The sequence below is a fragment of the Streptomyces sp. NPDC050738 genome (assembly GCF_040654175.1).
In the GTDB taxonomy this organism is placed as follows: domain Bacteria; phylum Actinomycetota; class Actinomycetes; order Streptomycetales; family Streptomycetaceae; genus Streptomyces.
The window spans coordinates 1-15,368 of the sequence record NZ_JBFAHN010000012.1 but is presented as its reverse complement, the minus strand read 5'-3'; the positions used below and the strand labels follow the sequence as shown (position 1 = coordinate 15,368).

Annotated in this window: 20 protein-coding genes and 1 rRNA gene; 11 read left to right on the top strand and 10 right to left on the bottom strand. The window is 70.5% G+C overall.

Annotation, left to right across the window (positions count from 1 at the left end; translation table 11 throughout):
- Positions 1 to 3 precede the first annotated feature (3 nt).
- Positions 4 to 1,077: a serpin family protein gene (locus AB0H78_RS26990; protein ID WP_363237407.1), complete on the bottom strand. Its 1,074-nt coding sequence runs from the start codon at positions 1,075 to 1,077 to the stop codon at positions 4 to 6.
- Positions 1,078 to 1,085: 8 nt separating this feature from the next.
- A complete protein-coding gene (locus AB0H78_RS26985) occupies positions 1,086 to 1,346 on the bottom strand; it encodes a DUF2087 domain-containing protein (protein ID WP_363237195.1) in 261 nt (86 codons plus the stop codon).
- A gap of 158 nt (positions 1,347 to 1,504) precedes the next feature.
- Here AB0H78_RS26985 and AB0H78_RS26980 point away from each other — a divergent pair, with 158 nt between their 5' ends.
- On the top strand, positions 1,505 to 2,239 hold the full coding sequence (locus AB0H78_RS26980) for a DUF6250 domain-containing protein (RefSeq protein WP_363237194.1): 735 nt from the start codon (positions 1,505 to 1,507) through the stop codon (positions 2,237 to 2,239).
- On the top strand, positions 2,236 to 2,571 hold the full coding sequence (locus tag AB0H78_RS26975; protein WP_363237193.1) for an antibiotic biosynthesis monooxygenase: 336 nt from the start codon (positions 2,236 to 2,238) through the stop codon (positions 2,569 to 2,571). The genes AB0H78_RS26980 and AB0H78_RS26975 overlap by 4 nt, the downstream gene beginning before the upstream one ends.
- 17 nt (positions 2,572 to 2,588) lie before the next feature.
- Here AB0H78_RS26975 and AB0H78_RS26970 read toward each other — a convergent pair whose 3' ends face one another.
- Positions 2,589 to 3,092: a hypothetical protein gene (locus AB0H78_RS26970; protein ID WP_363237192.1), complete on the bottom strand. Its 504-nt coding sequence runs from the start codon at positions 3,090 to 3,092 to the stop codon at positions 2,589 to 2,591.
- Positions 3,092 to 3,760 carry a hypothetical protein gene (locus tag AB0H78_RS26965; RefSeq protein WP_363237191.1) on the bottom strand — a complete coding sequence of 223 codons (669 nt, stop codon included), beginning with the start codon at positions 3,758 to 3,760 and terminating at the stop codon, positions 3,092 to 3,094. Before AB0H78_RS26965 ends, AB0H78_RS26970 begins: the two co-directional genes overlap by 1 nt.
- A gap of 95 nt (positions 3,761 to 3,855) precedes the next feature.
- On the opposite strand from AB0H78_RS26965, the gene AB0H78_RS26960 reads away from it, so the two are divergent.
- A complete protein-coding gene (locus AB0H78_RS26960; protein WP_363237190.1) occupies positions 3,856 to 4,350 on the top strand; it encodes a GNAT family N-acetyltransferase in 495 nt (164 codons plus the stop codon).
- Here AB0H78_RS26960 and AB0H78_RS26955 read toward each other — a convergent pair.
- The gene (locus AB0H78_RS26955) at positions 4,347 to 6,356 is read right to left on the bottom strand and encodes an MDR family MFS transporter (protein ID WP_363237189.1); all 2,010 of its coding nucleotides are present in this window, start codon (positions 6,354 to 6,356) and stop codon (positions 4,347 to 4,349) included. The two genes, AB0H78_RS26960 and AB0H78_RS26955, sit on opposite strands and share 4 nt — an antisense overlap.
- Before the next feature lie 57 nt (positions 6,357 to 6,413).
- Between AB0H78_RS26955 and AB0H78_RS26950 the strand changes: the two genes are divergently transcribed.
- Together AB0H78_RS26950 and AB0H78_RS26945 are read left to right on the top strand one after the other, a co-directional pair.
- A complete protein-coding gene (locus AB0H78_RS26950) occupies positions 6,414 to 7,172 on the top strand; it encodes a peptidoglycan-binding protein (protein ID WP_363237188.1) in 759 nt (252 codons plus the stop codon).
- Between the two features lie 150 nt (positions 7,173 to 7,322).
- The gene (locus AB0H78_RS26945; protein WP_363237406.1) at positions 7,323 to 7,982 is read left to right on the top strand and encodes an HAD-IA family hydrolase; all 660 of its coding nucleotides are present in this window, start codon (positions 7,323 to 7,325) and stop codon (positions 7,980 to 7,982) included.
- A 225-nt stretch (positions 7,983 to 8,207) separates the two neighbouring features.
- Here the strand turns inward: AB0H78_RS26945 and AB0H78_RS26940 are convergent, their stop codons facing one another.
- Both AB0H78_RS26940 and AB0H78_RS26935 read right to left on the bottom strand, forming a co-directional pair.
- Entirely contained in the window at positions 8,208 to 8,789 is a 582-nt protein-coding gene (locus tag AB0H78_RS26940; RefSeq protein ID WP_363237187.1) for a TMEM165/GDT1 family protein, read from the bottom strand.
- Positions 8,790 to 9,004: 215 nt separating this feature from the next.
- A complete protein-coding gene (locus AB0H78_RS26935; protein ID WP_363237186.1) occupies positions 9,005 to 9,739 on the bottom strand; it encodes an ABC transporter permease in 735 nt (244 codons plus the stop codon).
- Between the two features lie 166 nt (positions 9,740 to 9,905).
- Here AB0H78_RS26935 and AB0H78_RS26930 point away from each other — a divergent pair, with 166 nt between their 5' ends.
- The 3 genes from AB0H78_RS26930 to AB0H78_RS26920 all read left to right on the top strand — a co-directional run bounded on the left by AB0H78_RS26930 (position 9,906) and on the right by AB0H78_RS26920 (position 12,795).
- On the top strand, positions 9,906 to 10,547 hold the full coding sequence (locus tag AB0H78_RS26930; RefSeq protein ID WP_363237185.1) for an HNH endonuclease family protein: 642 nt from the start codon (positions 9,906 to 9,908) through the stop codon (positions 10,545 to 10,547).
- Between the two features lie 80 nt (positions 10,548 to 10,627).
- Positions 10,628 to 12,289, top strand: a complete 1,662-nt coding sequence (locus tag AB0H78_RS26925; protein ID WP_363237184.1) for an alkaline phosphatase D family protein — start codon at positions 10,628 to 10,630, stop codon at positions 12,287 to 12,289.
- Positions 12,290 to 12,363: 74 nt separating this feature from the next.
- Positions 12,364 to 12,795 (top strand): DoxX family protein, encoded by a 432-nt coding sequence (locus tag AB0H78_RS26920; RefSeq protein ID WP_363237182.1) that lies wholly within the window; start codon positions 12,364 to 12,366, stop codon positions 12,793 to 12,795.
- 43 nt (positions 12,796 to 12,838) lie between these two features.
- Here AB0H78_RS26920 and AB0H78_RS26915 read toward each other — a convergent pair whose 3' ends face one another.
- Complete coding sequence (locus AB0H78_RS26915) at positions 12,839 to 13,384, bottom strand: superoxide dismutase family protein (protein WP_363237181.1); 546 nt, start codon at positions 13,382 to 13,384, stop codon at positions 12,839 to 12,841.
- A gap of 217 nt (positions 13,385 to 13,601) precedes the next feature.
- On the opposite strand from AB0H78_RS26915, the gene AB0H78_RS26910 reads away from it, so the two are divergent.
- Positions 13,602 to 14,225, top strand: a complete 624-nt coding sequence (locus AB0H78_RS26910; protein WP_363237180.1) for a VTT domain-containing protein — start codon at positions 13,602 to 13,604, stop codon at positions 14,223 to 14,225.
- Here the strand turns inward: AB0H78_RS26910 and AB0H78_RS26905 are convergent.
- Positions 14,191 to 14,442, bottom strand: coding sequence for a DUF2277 domain-containing protein (locus tag AB0H78_RS26905; RefSeq protein ID WP_363237179.1), 252 nt, complete (start codon positions 14,440 to 14,442; stop codon positions 14,191 to 14,193). The two genes, AB0H78_RS26910 and AB0H78_RS26905, sit on opposite strands and share 35 nt — an antisense overlap.
- 147 nt (positions 14,443 to 14,589) lie before the next feature.
- Between AB0H78_RS26905 and AB0H78_RS26900 the strand changes: the two genes are divergently transcribed.
- Together AB0H78_RS26900 and AB0H78_RS26895 are read left to right on the top strand one after the other, a co-directional pair.
- Entirely contained in the window at positions 14,590 to 14,928 is a 339-nt protein-coding gene (locus AB0H78_RS26900; protein ID WP_363237178.1) for an STAS domain-containing protein, read from the top strand.
- Between the two features lie 13 nt (positions 14,929 to 14,941).
- Entirely contained in the window at positions 14,942 to 15,211 is a 270-nt protein-coding gene (locus tag AB0H78_RS26895) for a hypothetical protein (protein WP_363237177.1), read from the top strand.
- A 65-nt stretch (positions 15,212 to 15,276) separates the two neighbouring features.
- Here the strand turns inward: AB0H78_RS26895 and rrf are convergent.
- Positions 15,277 to 15,368, bottom strand: a 5S ribosomal RNA gene (gene rrf / locus AB0H78_RS26890); the annotation flags it as partial.

Sequence of the window (15,368 nt, the reverse complement as noted above, 5' to 3'; positions counted from 1 at the left end):
CCCTCAGCCCTCCGTGGGCGCGCTCGCCCGCCACCCCGCGAAGAGCGGCACCTCACCGCTCCCGTCCAGCACCACGACCCCGAACGGCCGGTCGAAGGCGATGTGCTCGACGCGCTCGGGCGGGGGCGGACCGGCCGCCCGGGCCATCGCGACCACGGTCACGGCCGCCGCCTCGATCCCCTTCTCGGCGACCTTCACGACAGCTTCCTGCGCCACCTGCTCGATCTTCAGCGGTACGGGCGACATCCCCAAGAAGTCGGCCGAGTCGCCCGTGGCCAACTCGACACCCAGTGCGGGGAGTTGCTCCATCACATCGATCTTCGTACGGAGGGAGAAGCGCGGCAGCGCCACACTCACCACATCGGCCGCGATCCCCTCGCCCCGCTCGGCCCATCCCGCAGCCAGTACCTCAGGGGCCGACGCACCCTCGGCCCCCAGCACGAACCGGACGCGAGCGCCCGCGCCCTCCGTACGCAGCTCGACGACGTACGCCTCCCCGACCCGCCACGCATCGCGCACCGGAACGCGCCGCCGCATGGTGGGCACCTGGTGCCGCACCCCGGACGCGTCGGTGAAAGGCAGGTCCCGAGTGAAGGAGGCCTCGAACGGCGTCTCCCAATACGCCTTCAGGGCAAGGGCGTTGACCAGCGCCAGCTCGATGGAGCCGTCGAGCCGGATCGGCAGCTTCTCGACGAGCCCCCCGGTCATCTCCCGGACCCAGGCATCCATCTCGCCCTCATCCATGGGCCCGAACCCGATGTCGGGCAGCGCGGCCCGGTACGCCTCGTACACCGGGACCCGCGTCCACACCCGACTGGCCACCGCCAGCGCATCGGTGGCCGCCAGCGCCCGCGCGCCCTCGGTCACCGCCTCCGCGGCCCCGTCGCCCGCAACGCCAAGGAGCGCCCGCAGTTCCTCCGCCGTGGCCCCGCGCGCACCGGCCGCGACGGCGCCGAGCGCCAGCCACAGCCCGGCGGGCGAGCAGACGAAGTCCCCGTCCTCCGCGGCGCCCAGCTCCCGCAGCCACCGCTCCCCCAGGGACCGTACGGCCGCCCCCTGCACCGCGAACCCGGTCATCCCCACGATCAGCGCACCCTCCGGTAGCTGCTGCCGTCCTTCGGACGAGCAAGCCGTCCGCTCTCGACCAGATAGCGCCGCAGCGCCGAGAAGTCGTCGTGCACGGTGAGCAGCGCGTCGTTGACCTCGCGCTCGGTGTAGTCGTGGCCGGTCTCGAAGAGCGTCAGGGTCAAGTGGTCGAGCAGCTGCTCGCGCCGTGCGGCCTTGCGCGGGATCGCGGTCAGCCGGCCGTGCGAGAAGAGCGACGCGACTCCAGAAGTGTCAGACATGGCCCCAGGCTGCCATCCCGCCACGGCCCGGTCACTTCCTTTGTGCGTGCACCATGGCGATCACATGACGGCTGCCGCGATGGTCTGGTGTCGAAGCGATTCGACCGACAGGGTGGACCGGGCCGATCACCAACCCTCCCCCTTCCCCGAGGAGCACCATGTCCCGCCCCACCCGCCGCGTCTTCGGCGCCCTCGTCGCAGGCACCGCCGCCGGAGCGCTGCTGCCCTCCACCGCCGCATCCGCGCACACCCACCGCCCCCTGGCCGCCGACAACTTCCGCCACGGACTGGGCCATTGGGCCGTCGAGCTGGAGCAGGGCGGCTCCGTCACCGCCGCCCGCGGCGTCCTCGACATCGACGTGCCGGCCGGCGCCACGGTCTGGCTCAAGCAGCGGCTGACCGGCCCGTACGTCATCTCGTACACGGCGACACCCGTCTCGGCGGGCGGCGCCAACGACCGCGTCTCCGACCTCAACAACTTCTGGAACGCCACGGACGTCCGCTCCCCCGACGACCTCTTCGCCACCCACCGCACCGGGGCGCTGGCCGACTACGACCACCTCACGACGTACTACTCGGGCTACGGCGCGAACTACAACACCACGACCCGCCTGCGCCGCTACGTCGGCGAGAGCGGCGTCCGCCCGCTGATCTACGACTACACACAGCCGCTGCTCACCGCGAACGAACCGAACCGCGTCCGGATCGTCTCCGACGGCTCCACCGTCCAGTGGTGGAACAACGGTCGACTCGTCTTCGACTACCGGGACCCGGCCCCGTACACGAGCGGCCACTTCGCGTTCCGTACGACATGGAGCCACTTCCGCATCGCCGACTTCGCGGTACGCCGGTTGAAGGCCTCCGGGAAGGCCGCACCTATCCTGCCCTCATGAGCATCGTGAAGATCAATGTCCTGGAAGTGCCCGCCGAACAGCGCGAAGTCCTGGAGAAGCGCTTCGCCTCCCGCGCAGGATCCGTGGAGAACTCCGACGGCTTCGAGTGGTTCGAGCTGCTGCGCCCCGTCGACGGAACCGACCAGTACCTCGTCTACACGCGCTGGGCTTCCGAGGCCGACTTCGAGAAGTGGATGGCGACCTCCATGCGCGGCGCCCACGGCGGCGGCAGCGGTGAAGGCGGCGAGCGTCCCAAGCCCGCCGCCTCCGGCTCTGCCCTGTGGTCCTTCGAGGTGGTCCAGCAGGCCTCCCCGAAGCCACAGTCCTCATGACCCGCCGAACCCGCTGATCACAGCTCCAGCAGTCGCTCCGTCACCTCGCGGTACGTACGGAGCGCGACCCGCAGCTCCTCGGTCGCGGACTCGTGCTCCTGCCCGTTCCATGCGGTACGGAGCGTGCCGCACCGCTCGGTGAGGGTGTCGGTCACCCGCTTGACCGTCTCCTCGAAGACCCGGTCCGCCTCTTCGACCGCATGGTGCGGGCCGTCGACGAATCCGTTGACGGCCTGCTGGAGGCGGTGGGACAGCTTCTCCCGCTCGCTCACCGGTATCAGCGGCTCGGCCCCGTCCGCCCTGCTCTCGGCCCGGACCTCGGCCCGCCCTGCGGCGGACGCTCCGTCCGGCACGGGAGGCGGAGCGCCCGGCCCCTCGCGCCCGTCGCGCCCCTCGGTGCGGCCCACCGCCGGATCGCGCGGCAGGCTTTCCGCTGTCGCATCCGGCCCGAGGACCGGCCGCTTGGCTCCGGCTCCGGCCTGCTCCGGTACCTCCGGCTGCCGTTCAGGTACGTACGTCATCACACCCCGCCCTTCTCAGGTCCCCGCGCCTGCCGGCCCGGCAGCACGCGCGCCTTCGAGTCCTTCGAGTCCCTCGACTCCTTCGGCTCCCGCTGCGGAAGCCGTCGTTCACGGTCCTGCGGACGTTCGGCGATCAGCGCGTCGAAGAGCCCGCGCGCCTCCAGCATCGACGCCCGCAGCTCCTCGGTGTCACTGCCCTCCGCGCCTTCCGCCCGTATCGAACGGTGCACCCGCCGGTAGCCGTTGACGTGCGCCCCGTGGTGTACGGACAGCGCGGCGGCCTGCTCCTCGTACTGCGTGCCGTCCGGGAACCCCCGGTCGTGGGCGAGCGCGGCGATCAGCCGGTCCGCCTCCGCGACCGCCTTCTGCGGGGAGTCCACGAACTGCTCCTGGAGTCCGGCCCAGTGCGCCACGTACCGCTCGCGCGCCTCGGCAGGCAGCGGCCGCGACTCCATCGAGCCATGGCGCTTCACCCGCTCGCCGAGCTCCCGCTCGGCTGCCTTGGTGTCACCGTCGTGGTGCGCGACGACACGGTCGTACTCCGGGCCGAAGCGCCGCTTCAGCCCGCCGCGGCCGGCGCCGCCGCGCCGGTTGGCCCCCACATAGAGGACCGCGGCGACGACTGCGACGACCACCACGATCATGATGATGATCACGACTGTGGACATGGATACCTTCCCGGTGCTCTCGGACGTAGCTTCTGGCGGACCGGGTAGCCGCAAATTCGGATGCCAAACGGCGCATTGCCCCGCAGAATGCTCCGGTGAACTGGACCTTGGCCCCCGAGCCCTTCGACTCCCCCGTCGCCACCTCACTGCGCCGCGCGTACTACTACGACGTGGCCAGCAGCTACTGGAAGCGCCCTGCGACCGAGGCGGAGATCGACGAGGGCCTGCAGGACGACGGGGTCGAGCAACTGGCTTCCCCCACGGGCGAGTTCCTCGTCGGCCGGTACGACGGCGAGCCCGCGGCCTGCGCCGGCATCCTGCGCTTCGCGCCCGGGATCTCCGAGCTCACCCGCGTCTTCATCCGCCCCGAGTACCGGGGCAAGGGCGGCAGCGGCCTGCTGATGAACGCCCTGGAGGACGCGGCGCGCGCCCTGGGGACGCAGCGCATCGTGCTGGACACGCGGCTCGACCTGATCGAGGCGCGCACGGTGTACCTACGGCACGGCTACGAGGAGATCCCGCGGTACAAGCCGGCCGAGGAGTACTCCGAGATCTGGTACGCCAAAGATCTGACCGCCCAGGCCCCCTAACCCTGCGGCAACTCCCGGTGCGACCCGCCCATCTCCTCGCTCAGCTCCTCCACGAGACGGACCAGGTCCGTGGGCCGGTCGGGCCCCCACCAGTCGCCGAGCAGCGTGGAGAGCGCGTCCTCGCGCGCGGAGGCCAGCGCGACCGACGTCTGCGCACCGCGCTCCGTCAGGACGAGTTCCACGCCCTCCCGCCGCGCGAGGCCCCGCTCCTCCAGCTGCGCTCCGGCCTCGATGATCACCGGCAGCGGTACGGGCGCCCGTTCGGCCAGCTCGGCCGGGCGCACCGTGCCGTGCTTGCGGATGCGCAGCACCATCCAGCTGGCGGCGGGCAGCAGATCGAGCCCGGCGCGCTCGGTGATGTCGACGTAGAGCTTCTTGCGTCCCTCGCGGGTGCCGAGCACCGTCAGGGCGCGCGCCACTTCGTCGTAACTGGAGCGCTGGACCGGGTTGGTGCCGACGGTCTCGCTCATGTCCGGGGCGGTGACCGAGGTGCGGACCGGAATCTCCTTCAGGAAGAAGGAGACGACGAAGGCGACGAGGGCGACCGGCACGGCCCAGAGGAAGACATCGGTGACCGACACCGAGTAGGCGTGCAGGATCGACTGGGCGAGCGCGGCCGGCAGTGCGGCGATGCCCTTCGGGTCGGCCTGTACGGCGGCCGGGGAGAAGCCGGGCGGGAGCTGCTGTCCGGCGAGGGCGTCGGCCAGATGTGTGTCGAGCCTGCTGTTGAAGATGGTGCCGAAGACGGCGACTCCGACACAGGCGCCGATGGAGCGGAAGAAGGTGACGCCCGCGGTGGCGACGCCCAGGTCCTCGTATCCGACGGCGTTCTGCACGGCGAGCGTGAGAATCGGCAGCACGAACCCGAGCCCCAGCCCGAAGACGGCGAAGAACAGCCCCATGACCAGATCGCTGGTGCTCTCGGAGAGCTGATGGAGCAGCAGCAGCCCGACGGCGGTCAGTGCCGTACCGACGATCGGGAAGATCTTGTAGCGCCCGGTGCTGGAGACGAGCCTCCCGCACCCGATCGACGAGATCAGCATGCCGATCACCATCGGCAGCATGTGCATGCCGGACATGGTGGGGCTGACACCGCGCACGATCTGCAGGAACAGCGGCAGATAGGTCATCGCGCCGAACATCGCGAAGCCGACGATGAAGCCGATCAGCGAGCAGACGACGAACACGGCATTGCTGAAGAGCTTGGGCGGCAGCACGGGTTCCTTGGCCCGACGCTGCTGCGGCACGAACACAATGATCATGACGACGGCGAGCACGCAGAGCCCGATGATCTGCCACGACCCCCACCCCCAGGTCACTCCGCCCAGCGAGGTGACCAGCACGATGGCGGCGGCGATCGCGGCGAGCAGGGTGATGCCCGTGTAGTCGATCTTGTGCTGGGTGGAGCGGACGGGGATGTGCAGTACGGCGGCGATCACGATCAGCGCGACGATGCCGATCGGCAGGTTGATGTAGAAGACCCACCGCCACGACAGATTGTCGACGAACACCCCGCCGAGCAGCGGCCCGAGCACGCTGGCAATCCCGAATACGGACCCGAACAACCCTTGGTAGCGCCCGCGTTCACGCGGCGGGACAATGTCGCCGACGATCGCCATCGACAGCGACATCAGACCGCCGCCGCCGATGCCCTGGAGTGCGCGGAAGGCGATCAGTTCCGGCATGTTCTGGGCGAGACCGCTCAGCGCGGAGCCGATCAGGAAGATCACGATGACGGTCTGGAAGACGCGCTTCCGGCCGTACATGTCGCCGATCTTGCCCCAGAGCGGCGTGGCCGCGGTCGCCGCCAGCATGTACGCGGTGACCACCCAGGACATGTGCTCCATGCCGCCGAGATCGCTGACGATCGTCGGGAGCGCGGTGGAGACGATGGTCTGGTCGAGCGCGGCGAGCAGCATGCCGAGCAGCAGTGCGCCCATCGCGACGAGGACGCTGCGCTGTGGCTGGATGTCGACGGCCGGGGCGGCGGGTGTTTCCTGAGCCATGGCCCCATCCTCGGGCTGCGGCATAATCACCGCGAGTTCTAGGGGGAGGGGCCCACCGTGCACGAGGACGACGATTTCGAGCCGCTGCGGATACGTCCGTACGTCAATCTGCCGGATCCGGAGCCGGACGAGGCGGACGACGTGGTGGGGGCGGCGTACGAGACGCAGCCGCTCGTTCCGGTACGTGAAGAAGTCCGGCCCCCCGAGTTCCCGGCCTCCCCGCCCGCACGGCCGCGCCGCCGAAGACCCTTGGCCCTCCTGGCGGTCGGCACGGCGGCGCTCGCGGTGATCGGCACGGCGGCCTTCGCGGGCGGCCTCTTCTCCGGCGACGGCGACGGCTCCAGCGACGCGCTGCCGATCGCGCCGACGACCGCACCCGCGCCGGACGGGACCGCCGCCCCGCCGCAGCCGTCGGCCTCGGCGCACAGCCCTTCGCCCACGCCGAAACCGTCACGCCCCACGCCGTCCCCGACCCGCTCGAAGGAACGGCCCCCCACACCCACCCCGTCCCTGTCGACGGCCCGGGCGACCGGCACCGTACGCACCCCGTCGCCGACCCCGACACCGGACGCCCCCTCGACCGCGCCGGCCGCGCCCGTACTGCGCAAGGGAGACGACGGCCCGGAGGTGACGGAACTCCAGAAGCGCCTGCAACAGGCCTGGGTGTACCAGGGCCCGACCACGGGCCACTTCAACGAACAGGTCGAGGACGCGGTCCGCGAGTACCAGTCCTGGATGAGCATCCAGGGCGACCCTTCGGGCGTCTACGGACCGCAGACGCGCAAGACCTTGGAAGCATCGACACAGGAGCCGTAGCCGAGGGGGCCGGGTGGCGCGAGGGAGCCCGGGTTTTGTACCATGGAGAAACAAAGTGGCTCCGTCCGTACTCCCTGACCGGCGGACGGGGCCTTCTTTGTCTCTCAGCGCACCCGCTTCCCGCTGCTCCCGCGCACAACCTGGAGTCATCTGATGACGACCGTCCTGACCGCACGCGCCCTCCTCCTGGACATGGACGGCACACTCGTCAACTCCGACGCCGCGGTGGAGCGCATCTGGCACCGCTGGGCCGTCGACCACGGCCTCGACCCCGTCGAGGCGCTGAAGGTCGTCCACGGACGCCAGGGCTACGCGACGATGGCCGTGCTCCTCCCCGGCCGCCCGATGGAGGAGAACTACGCGGACAACCGCGAGATGCTCGCCCTGGAGACGGCCGACACGGAGGGCGTCGTCCCGGTCCCCGGAGCCCCCGCCTTCATGACCGCGATCGCCTCGCTCCCCCACGCCCTGGTGACCTCGGCGGACGAGGCCCTGGCCCAGGCGCGCATGACGGCTTCGGACCTGCGGATGCCGCTGACCCGCGTCACGGCAGAGGGCGTCAGCGCCAGCAAGCCGGACCCCGAGGGCTTCCTCAAGGGCGCGGCGGAACTGGGCTTCGCCCCCGAGGACTGCATCGTGTTCGAGGACTCGGAGGCCGGCGTGGAGGCGGGTCGCGCGGCGGGGATGCGCGTGGTGGGAGTGGGCCCGAGGGCGCATGCGTACGCACCGACGGCGTACGTCCCCGACCTGACGCACGTGCGGGTGGTCGAGGGAGCGGACGGCACGGTAGAGGTCCACGTCACGACCTGACCCGCTCCACCCGCATCCCTCAAGCCCACGCCCGGCAAAATCAAGCCGTCCGGCGATTGAGGACCGGGGGTCCGGGGGCAGAGCCCCCGAAGCGGGGGCGAAGCCCCCGCCTCGCCGGGGCTCGGGGGCCTGGGGCACAGCCCCAGTTTCGGGAAGGGGCGGGCCTGGGGACAAGCCCCGCGCAGCGGCCCCACCCGCACCCACAGCCGCACCCCCGCCCCCACCTCAGCCGACGATCGCCTCATAGAGGCTGAACCCGGCCAGCGCGATCATCAAGCAGGCCGCCACCTTGGTGATGAGCCGCAGCGGCACGTACTTCATCAGCGTCCGCCCACCCAGAATCCCCAGCCCCGCCACAGCCCAGAGCGCCAGCACGGCCCCGATCCCCACCGACACCGGATCGTCGTACCGAGCCGCCAGGTTCGCCGTCATGATCTGCGTCAGATCGCCGAATTCAGCGACCAGAATCAGCATGAACCCGGCCCCGGCCACTTTCCAGAAGGACTGGTCGGAAGGTGCCTTGACCTCTTCCTCCCCCTCGTCCTTCTTGAAGAGCAGCATCGCCGCCCCGGCCAGGAAGAGAAGACCCACGATCCCCTGCAACAGCCGGTGCGGAATGAGCGTCAGCACGCTCCCGAGCGCAATGGCAAGCGCCACATGCACGGCAAAAGCAGCAGCGACGCCCACGAACACATACGACGCCTTGTACCGCGTCCCGAGCATCAGCCCGGCCAGAGCGGTCTTGTCCGGAAGTTCGGCGAGAAAGACGACACCGAAGGTGATCGCCAGGATCGTGAAGTTGATCACGAGTTGAGTTCCTCAATCGGTCGGGCTGCCCACACCGAGAGGACCTGATTCCACAGCCTGAAATGGGGTCGCTTCGGCACGGCAGCGTCAAAAGAACACTGCGGCCGAAGGTCTCGCTGGCGGACAAAAAGCACGTCCGCCTCCGGGCGCCGGCTGGAACGAGTCCCAGCAGTATGTCGACGGTCCGGCGAAGAGCTACTCCCCTTCTGCTCCGTTCAGGGTACCCGGTGCAGCCGCCCCAGGGCCACCAGCTCGAGCACGACCGCCACGGCCACCGCCTGCACCGCCAGCAGCGCGACCAGCACGAACAGCTGCACAGCCCCGGCCTCCACGGGCGAAGCACCCCCGAGCAGCATGCCCACGAAGGCCCCCGGCAGTGTGACCAGACCCACGGTCCGCGTCTGGTCGAGCCCGGGCAGCAGCGCATCGGATGCGACCGGCCTGGCCACCTCCATCCGCGCCTCGCGATCGAGCAGCCCGAGCGCCATCCCCGCCTCGACCTCTCCCTTCCTGATCCCCAGTTCGTCGAGCGCGCGCCGCCCGCCGAGGACGGTCGCGGTCAGCGCCCCGCCGATGAGGATTCCGGTGACCGGAATGACGGCGATCCCGCCCACCGGCACGAGACCGGTCGCCAGCAGCACGACCACCACGGGAAGAACTCCGGCCGCGATGGGTGCCGCAGCCCACCACCAGGTGCCGTTCTTCGTGATGCGCCGCCCCGCGGTCCGTACGGCCACGGCGAACATCAGCGCCACGAAACCGAAACTCAGCCCGCTGCGCACGACCCACCCGATCAACAGCGCGACCACGGCGAGCTGCACGGCGGCCCGCGCCCCCGCCGCGAGAATCGCGCGCCCCAGCCCCAGCCGTGCGAGCGCCGCGACGACACCGGCGACGAGCAGAAGCACGGCAAGGACGACGCCCAGCGTCACGTTCACGGGCAGCAGCACGCGCCAACTGTAGGGCTGCAGAGGCGAATCAGGACCACCCCCACCCCTTGAACTGACGTGTCCATGTCGCCATCCTGTTACCCGGCGCACACCCCACGGAAATCCCGCGCCATCACGATGACCGAGTCCCGAACACCCAACCCCCTCACCCCCCAAGGGAGTTCGCATGTCAGGTATCTACGCGCGTCGAATAGCCGTCGCCACGGCGACCGCCGCCCTCGCCGTCACCGGCCTCATCAGCGCCCCTTCCGCCCAGGCCGCCCTGCCCACCCCGGTCAGCGCCGCCACCGCGCGCACCTACCTGTCCTCGCTCACGGTCGCCGCGGCCGGCTCCACCTCCGGCTACAGCCGCGACCTGTTCCCGCACTGGATCACCCAGTCCGGCAGCTGCGACACCCGCGAGGTGATCCTCAAGCGCGACGGCACGAACGTCGTCCAGTCCTCCACCTGCTCGGCGACGAGCGGCAGTTGGTACTCCCAGTACGACGGCGCCACCTGGACCGCCGCCTCCGACGTGGACATCGACCACATGGTCCCGCTCGCCGAGGCCTGGAAGTCGGGCGCGAACAGCTGGACCACCGCCCAGCGCCAGGCGTTCGCCAACGACCTGACCCGCCCCCAGCTCATCGCCGTCACGGACAACGTCAACCAGTCCAAGAGCGACCAGGACCCCGCCACCTGGCTCCCGCCGCGCACCGCCTACCGCTGCACGTACGTCAGGGCCTGGGTCCAGGTGAAGTACTACTACAAGCTCAAGGTCGACTCGGCCGAGAAAAGCGCGCTCAGCAGCGTCCTCAACGGCTGCTGATCAAGACCCGGCCAGGACAGGAACCTGTCCAGGACCCTCCGTCGTTCCGTACGGTACGGGGCGACGGAGGAGGGCAACACATGACGGCGCTGCGCCTGGGACCACTGCTGAGGTACGTCGACTGGGAGCGGGGCGAGTCGGCGACCGTCTGGGTCGAGGCGGACCGGCCGTGCACCGCCGAGGTCCGCTGCGAGGACGGCGCGGGCGGCAGCGCGCGCACGTTCCAGATAGCCGGGCACCACTACGCCCTGATACCGGTGACCGGACTGCGCCCGGACTCCGACCATCCCTACGAAGTCCGCCTGGACGGCGCCCGGGTGTGGCCCCTGGAGGAGTCGGCGTTCCCCGTCTCGACGATCCGCACCCCCGCCCCCTCCGCCGACACCGTCCGCGTCTCCTTCGGCTCCTGCCGCTGGGCGGCCCCCGCGCACGGCGAGCCGGACCCCGTGGGCCCCGACGCACTCGACACCCTGGCCGCCGCGCTCGCCGCCGACCCCACCGCAGAACGCCCCGACGTCCTGCTCCTCCTGGGCGACCAGGTCTACGCGGACGAGACCTCGAAGGCCACCCGCCGCTGGCTGGCCGCCCGCCGCGACCTGCGCGACGCACCGGGAGCCGAGGTCGCGGACTACGAGGAGTACACCCGCCTCTACTACGAGTCCTGGCTCGACCCCGAAGTGCGCTGGCTGCTCTCCACCGTCCCCAGCAGCATGATCTTCGACGATCACGACGTCATCGACGACTGGAACACCAGCGCCTCCTGGCGGACCGACATCCGCGCCACCCACTGGTGGCAGGAGCGCATCCTCAGCGGCCTGATGTCGTACTGGGTCCACCAGCACCTGGGCAACCTCTCCCCCGCCGAACTGGCCACCGATCCGCTCTACGCGGCAGTCCGCTCGACCCCCGACGGCACCGACCTGCTGCGGGAGTTCGCGACGTCGGCCGACGCGGACCCCGCCTTCACCCGCTGGAGCTACCGCCGCGATTTCGGCCGCACCCGTCTCCTGATGGTCGACTCCCGCGCCTCCCGCGTCCTCGACGAGCAGAACCGCTCGATGCTGGACACCGCCGAGTCCCAGTGGCTACGGGACCAGGCGCTGGACGCCCCGGGGACGTACGACCACCTCCTGATCGGCACCTCGCTCCCCTGGCTGCTGCCGCCGCTCATCCACGACGCGGAGAGCTGGAACGCGGCGCTGTGCCGCGGAGTGCGCGGCGAGCGCTGGGCCCGCTTCGGCGAAAAGCTGCGCAGGAAGGCCGACTTGGAGCACTGGGCCGCCTTCCCCGACTCCTTCGAACGCCTCACGCGCCTGATCGCCCGCGCGGGCACGGGCCCCGACGCACCGGCCACGATCTGCGTCCTGTCGGGCGACGTCCACCACGCGTACATGACCGAACCGCACTGGCCCGACGGCGCTGCACCCAACGCCCGCGTACTCCAGCTGACCTGCTCCCCGGTCCACAACAGCATCCCCGCGTACGTCCGCCGCGGCTTCCGATTCGGCTGGAGCCGGGCCGGCCGGCGGATCGGCCACGCACTGACGCGCCACGGCCGGATCGACCGCCCCGTCGTCAACTGGGCCAAGGACGGCGGCCCTTGGTTCGGAAACCAGCTGATGACACTGACCCTGCGCGCCCGTACGGCGGAACTCCGCCTCGACCAGGCACGGAAGAGCGGCAAAGGCGCCCGACTGGACACCGTCCTGAAACAAGAGTTGACACACACCACACACACTTGAACTTGCAAGCACTTATAAGGCTTACCTAATCTAGGCATCCTCCGGTCGTCCCCCACCGAAGGAGTCCCTCCGTCATGTCTTCGCTGACCGAACGCACCGAAAGCGCGCAGCCCTACGCGCTCGCCCTCTTCCGCATCGTCACCGGCCTGCTCTTCGCCTGCCACGGCGCCGCAGCGCTCTTCGGCGTCCTGGGCGGATCCACGGTCGACGCGGGCACCTGGCCCGGCTGGTACGCGGCCGTCATCCAGCTGGTCTGCGGGGTCCTGGTGCTCGCCGGCCTGCTCACCCGCCCGGCGGCCCTGATCGCCTCGGGCTCGATGGCGTACGCCTACTTCGACGTCCACCAGTCCAGCGCGCTGTGGCCGATCCAGAACGGCGGCGAGGCCTCCGCGATGTTCTGCTGGGCCTTCCTGCTGCTGGTCTTCACCGGCCCCGGCGCACTGGCGCTGAGCCGCCTGCTGCCGGCCCGCCGCCGCGAGCCCGCACTCGCCGGAGCCTCGGCCTGACGGACCGGGGGCGCGCGTTCCCGCGCGCCCCCGGTCCCTCACCTCAACCGCCCCACACGGGCTGCCCGAACGGCACCGTGAAGCACGCCACCCGGTCCCCGGCCCCGCCCGGATCCCGGTGGATCACCACGGACGCCGCCTCCCCGGCCCGGAACCCCCACCGGTGCCGGGCGCTCGCGCTCGCGGCGCCTTTCGCGTCGGTGGTGAAGTCGAGCCACACCTCGTTGGCCGGGTCCGCCTTCGGGCTCGCCACGTTCTGATAGTGCGGCCCTGCGGCCTCGCCCGTGTAGCCACAGGGCTTGGTGTGCACGTGCACCCCGTACGCATGGCCGGGCTGCAGCCCCTTCACCCGCGCCGAGACCCGCGTCCCCGACGGATTGGTCCGCTGCTCGACCTGGATCCAGGCCGCGGCGGGCACCAGTCCCATGTCGTACGTGACCGCAGGGGACGGCACGAAGGCGGTCGGCGGCGCGAACCGCGCCTCGGCCCGCATCCAGTACGCGTCAGCGGGCCCCGAGCCACCGCCGCCGCCCACAGCACCCGTCAACATCACCAGAGCCGCGGCTCCGGCCAGTGCACCTGCCACCATCGAACACTCCTCGCGCTAGCCCCCTGACCCACCAGCCTCGGCGCGACCAGGGGAAACCCGCGTGCCGATTGCACCACCCGGGTGAACGTGAGATTTCGAACAACAGGCGCCCCACAGCAACTCACCAGAAACATCCGGCGTACGCTGTATGGCTGTAACGCGGCACAGAGATGCGGGTCCACAGACCCGCAAAGCCGCAGAGAACGGGGAGCCTGAAGTGCTGGAGAGTGTGGGTGCGCTGACAAGCAGCCCATGGATCTATGCCGTGGTGGCCCTCTCCGTCGTACTCGACGTCTTTGTGCCTCTCCTCCCCAGCGGCGTCCTCGTGATCACCGCGGCGACGGCGGCGGCCGCAGGCTCTACGACGGTCGCGGGCGAGGTCCCGCACAACGTCCCCGACCTGCTCTTCCTGACCCTCTCCGCCGCGACCGCCTCGGTCGTGGGCGACCTGGTGGCCTACCGGCTGGCCTGGCGCGGCGGCGCACGCCTGGACCGGGCCATCGCCCGCTCCCGTCGCCTGACCAGCGCGCAGGAACGTCTCGGCACCGCCCTGGCACGCGGCGGCGGCATCCTGGTGGTCATCGCACGCTTCGCACCGGCAGGCCGTTCGGTGGTCTCCCTGGGCGCGGGCGCCGCACACCGCAAGGCCAAGGAGTTCCTCCCCTGGTCGGCGCTGGCAGGCGTGGCCTGGGCGGTCTACAGCGTGGGCCTCGGCTACTTCGGCGGCCAGTGGCTCGGCGCGAGCTGGCTGGGCACGGCGGTCTCCGTCCTCGCCCTCTTCGGCGCCGGCACCCTGGCGGCCTTGCTCATGCGGCGCCCGGCTCCGACGCCGGCCGCTTAGCCGCCGCTCCCCCTCGTACTTCTAGCCCGTCCAGCAGCGCCTGCGTCGCGGCCGCGATCTCCTGGACGGCGCGCTCGAACACCTCCCGGTTGTGTTCGGCGGGAGCCCGGAACCCGGACACCTTCCGTACGTACTGAAGGGCAGCGGCCCGGACGTCGTCCTCGGTGGCTTCCTCAGAGAGGACGGGCGGGCGAAGGGTCTTGATACTCCGGCACATACCTCCAGTGTCGCCCCTCCGCCCACATCCCGTCGTGGAACATCTGGCAGTTGCCCCTGTCAACGCCGAACTGCCAGGACTACACTGCGTGTTGAAGCCCCAGCCCCCGGCAGCGTCAAAGAGCGGTTCCCGCTCCGAGGAGGCCCGGTGCACACCCAGCTCAAGCTCACCTCACGCCCCATCACTGTCACCGGAAGCCTGGACCTGGCGGCTCTGCCGACACTCCGCGCCCGCCTGAGCGGTCTGCCGCCCGGCACCAGGCTCACGCTCAACCTCTCGGCCGTAACCGTCTGTGACCACCGCGCGCTGGGCATCCTGTTCGCAGCAGCACGCCGCGCCCGCCGTCAGGGAGGCGGCCTCCACCTGGTCGCCCCCAGCGATGTGGTGGTCAAGTCCCTCACGGCAACGGGCCTGATCCGCCTGCTCCCGGTCGTCGCCGACCGGACGACGGACACCCCCGAACCGGAGATCGCAAAAGCGGCGTAGGGAGGAACCCACCATGTCCGCACTGCTCTTCGCCCTGATCGTGCTCCTGCTCGCCGCGGGAATCGTCAAGCCGGTCCTCTGGGTGGCTGCCGCCGTACTCATCTTCGTGTACGTCCAGTACGGCCGCCCGAGCGGCAAGGGCCGCTCCCGCAACGAGGAGTACCGCGCCTACCGAGACCGCCGCGACGCCCAGAACCGCTTCGACCGCCGCTACCGCCGAGAGCACAGAGGCTTCGGCTCGCGCTCCCAGGCAGGCGGCCGCAGGCAGGACGACCGGAGGTAGCCCTGGAATTGAACGCAAAAATGCCTCAACCCCCGAGCATGGCTCGGGGGTTGAGGCTAAAAATTGTTCGGCGGCGTCCTACTCTCCCACAGGGTCCCCCCTGCAGTACCATCGGCGCTGAAAGGCTTAGCTTCCGGGTTCGGAATGTAACCGGGCG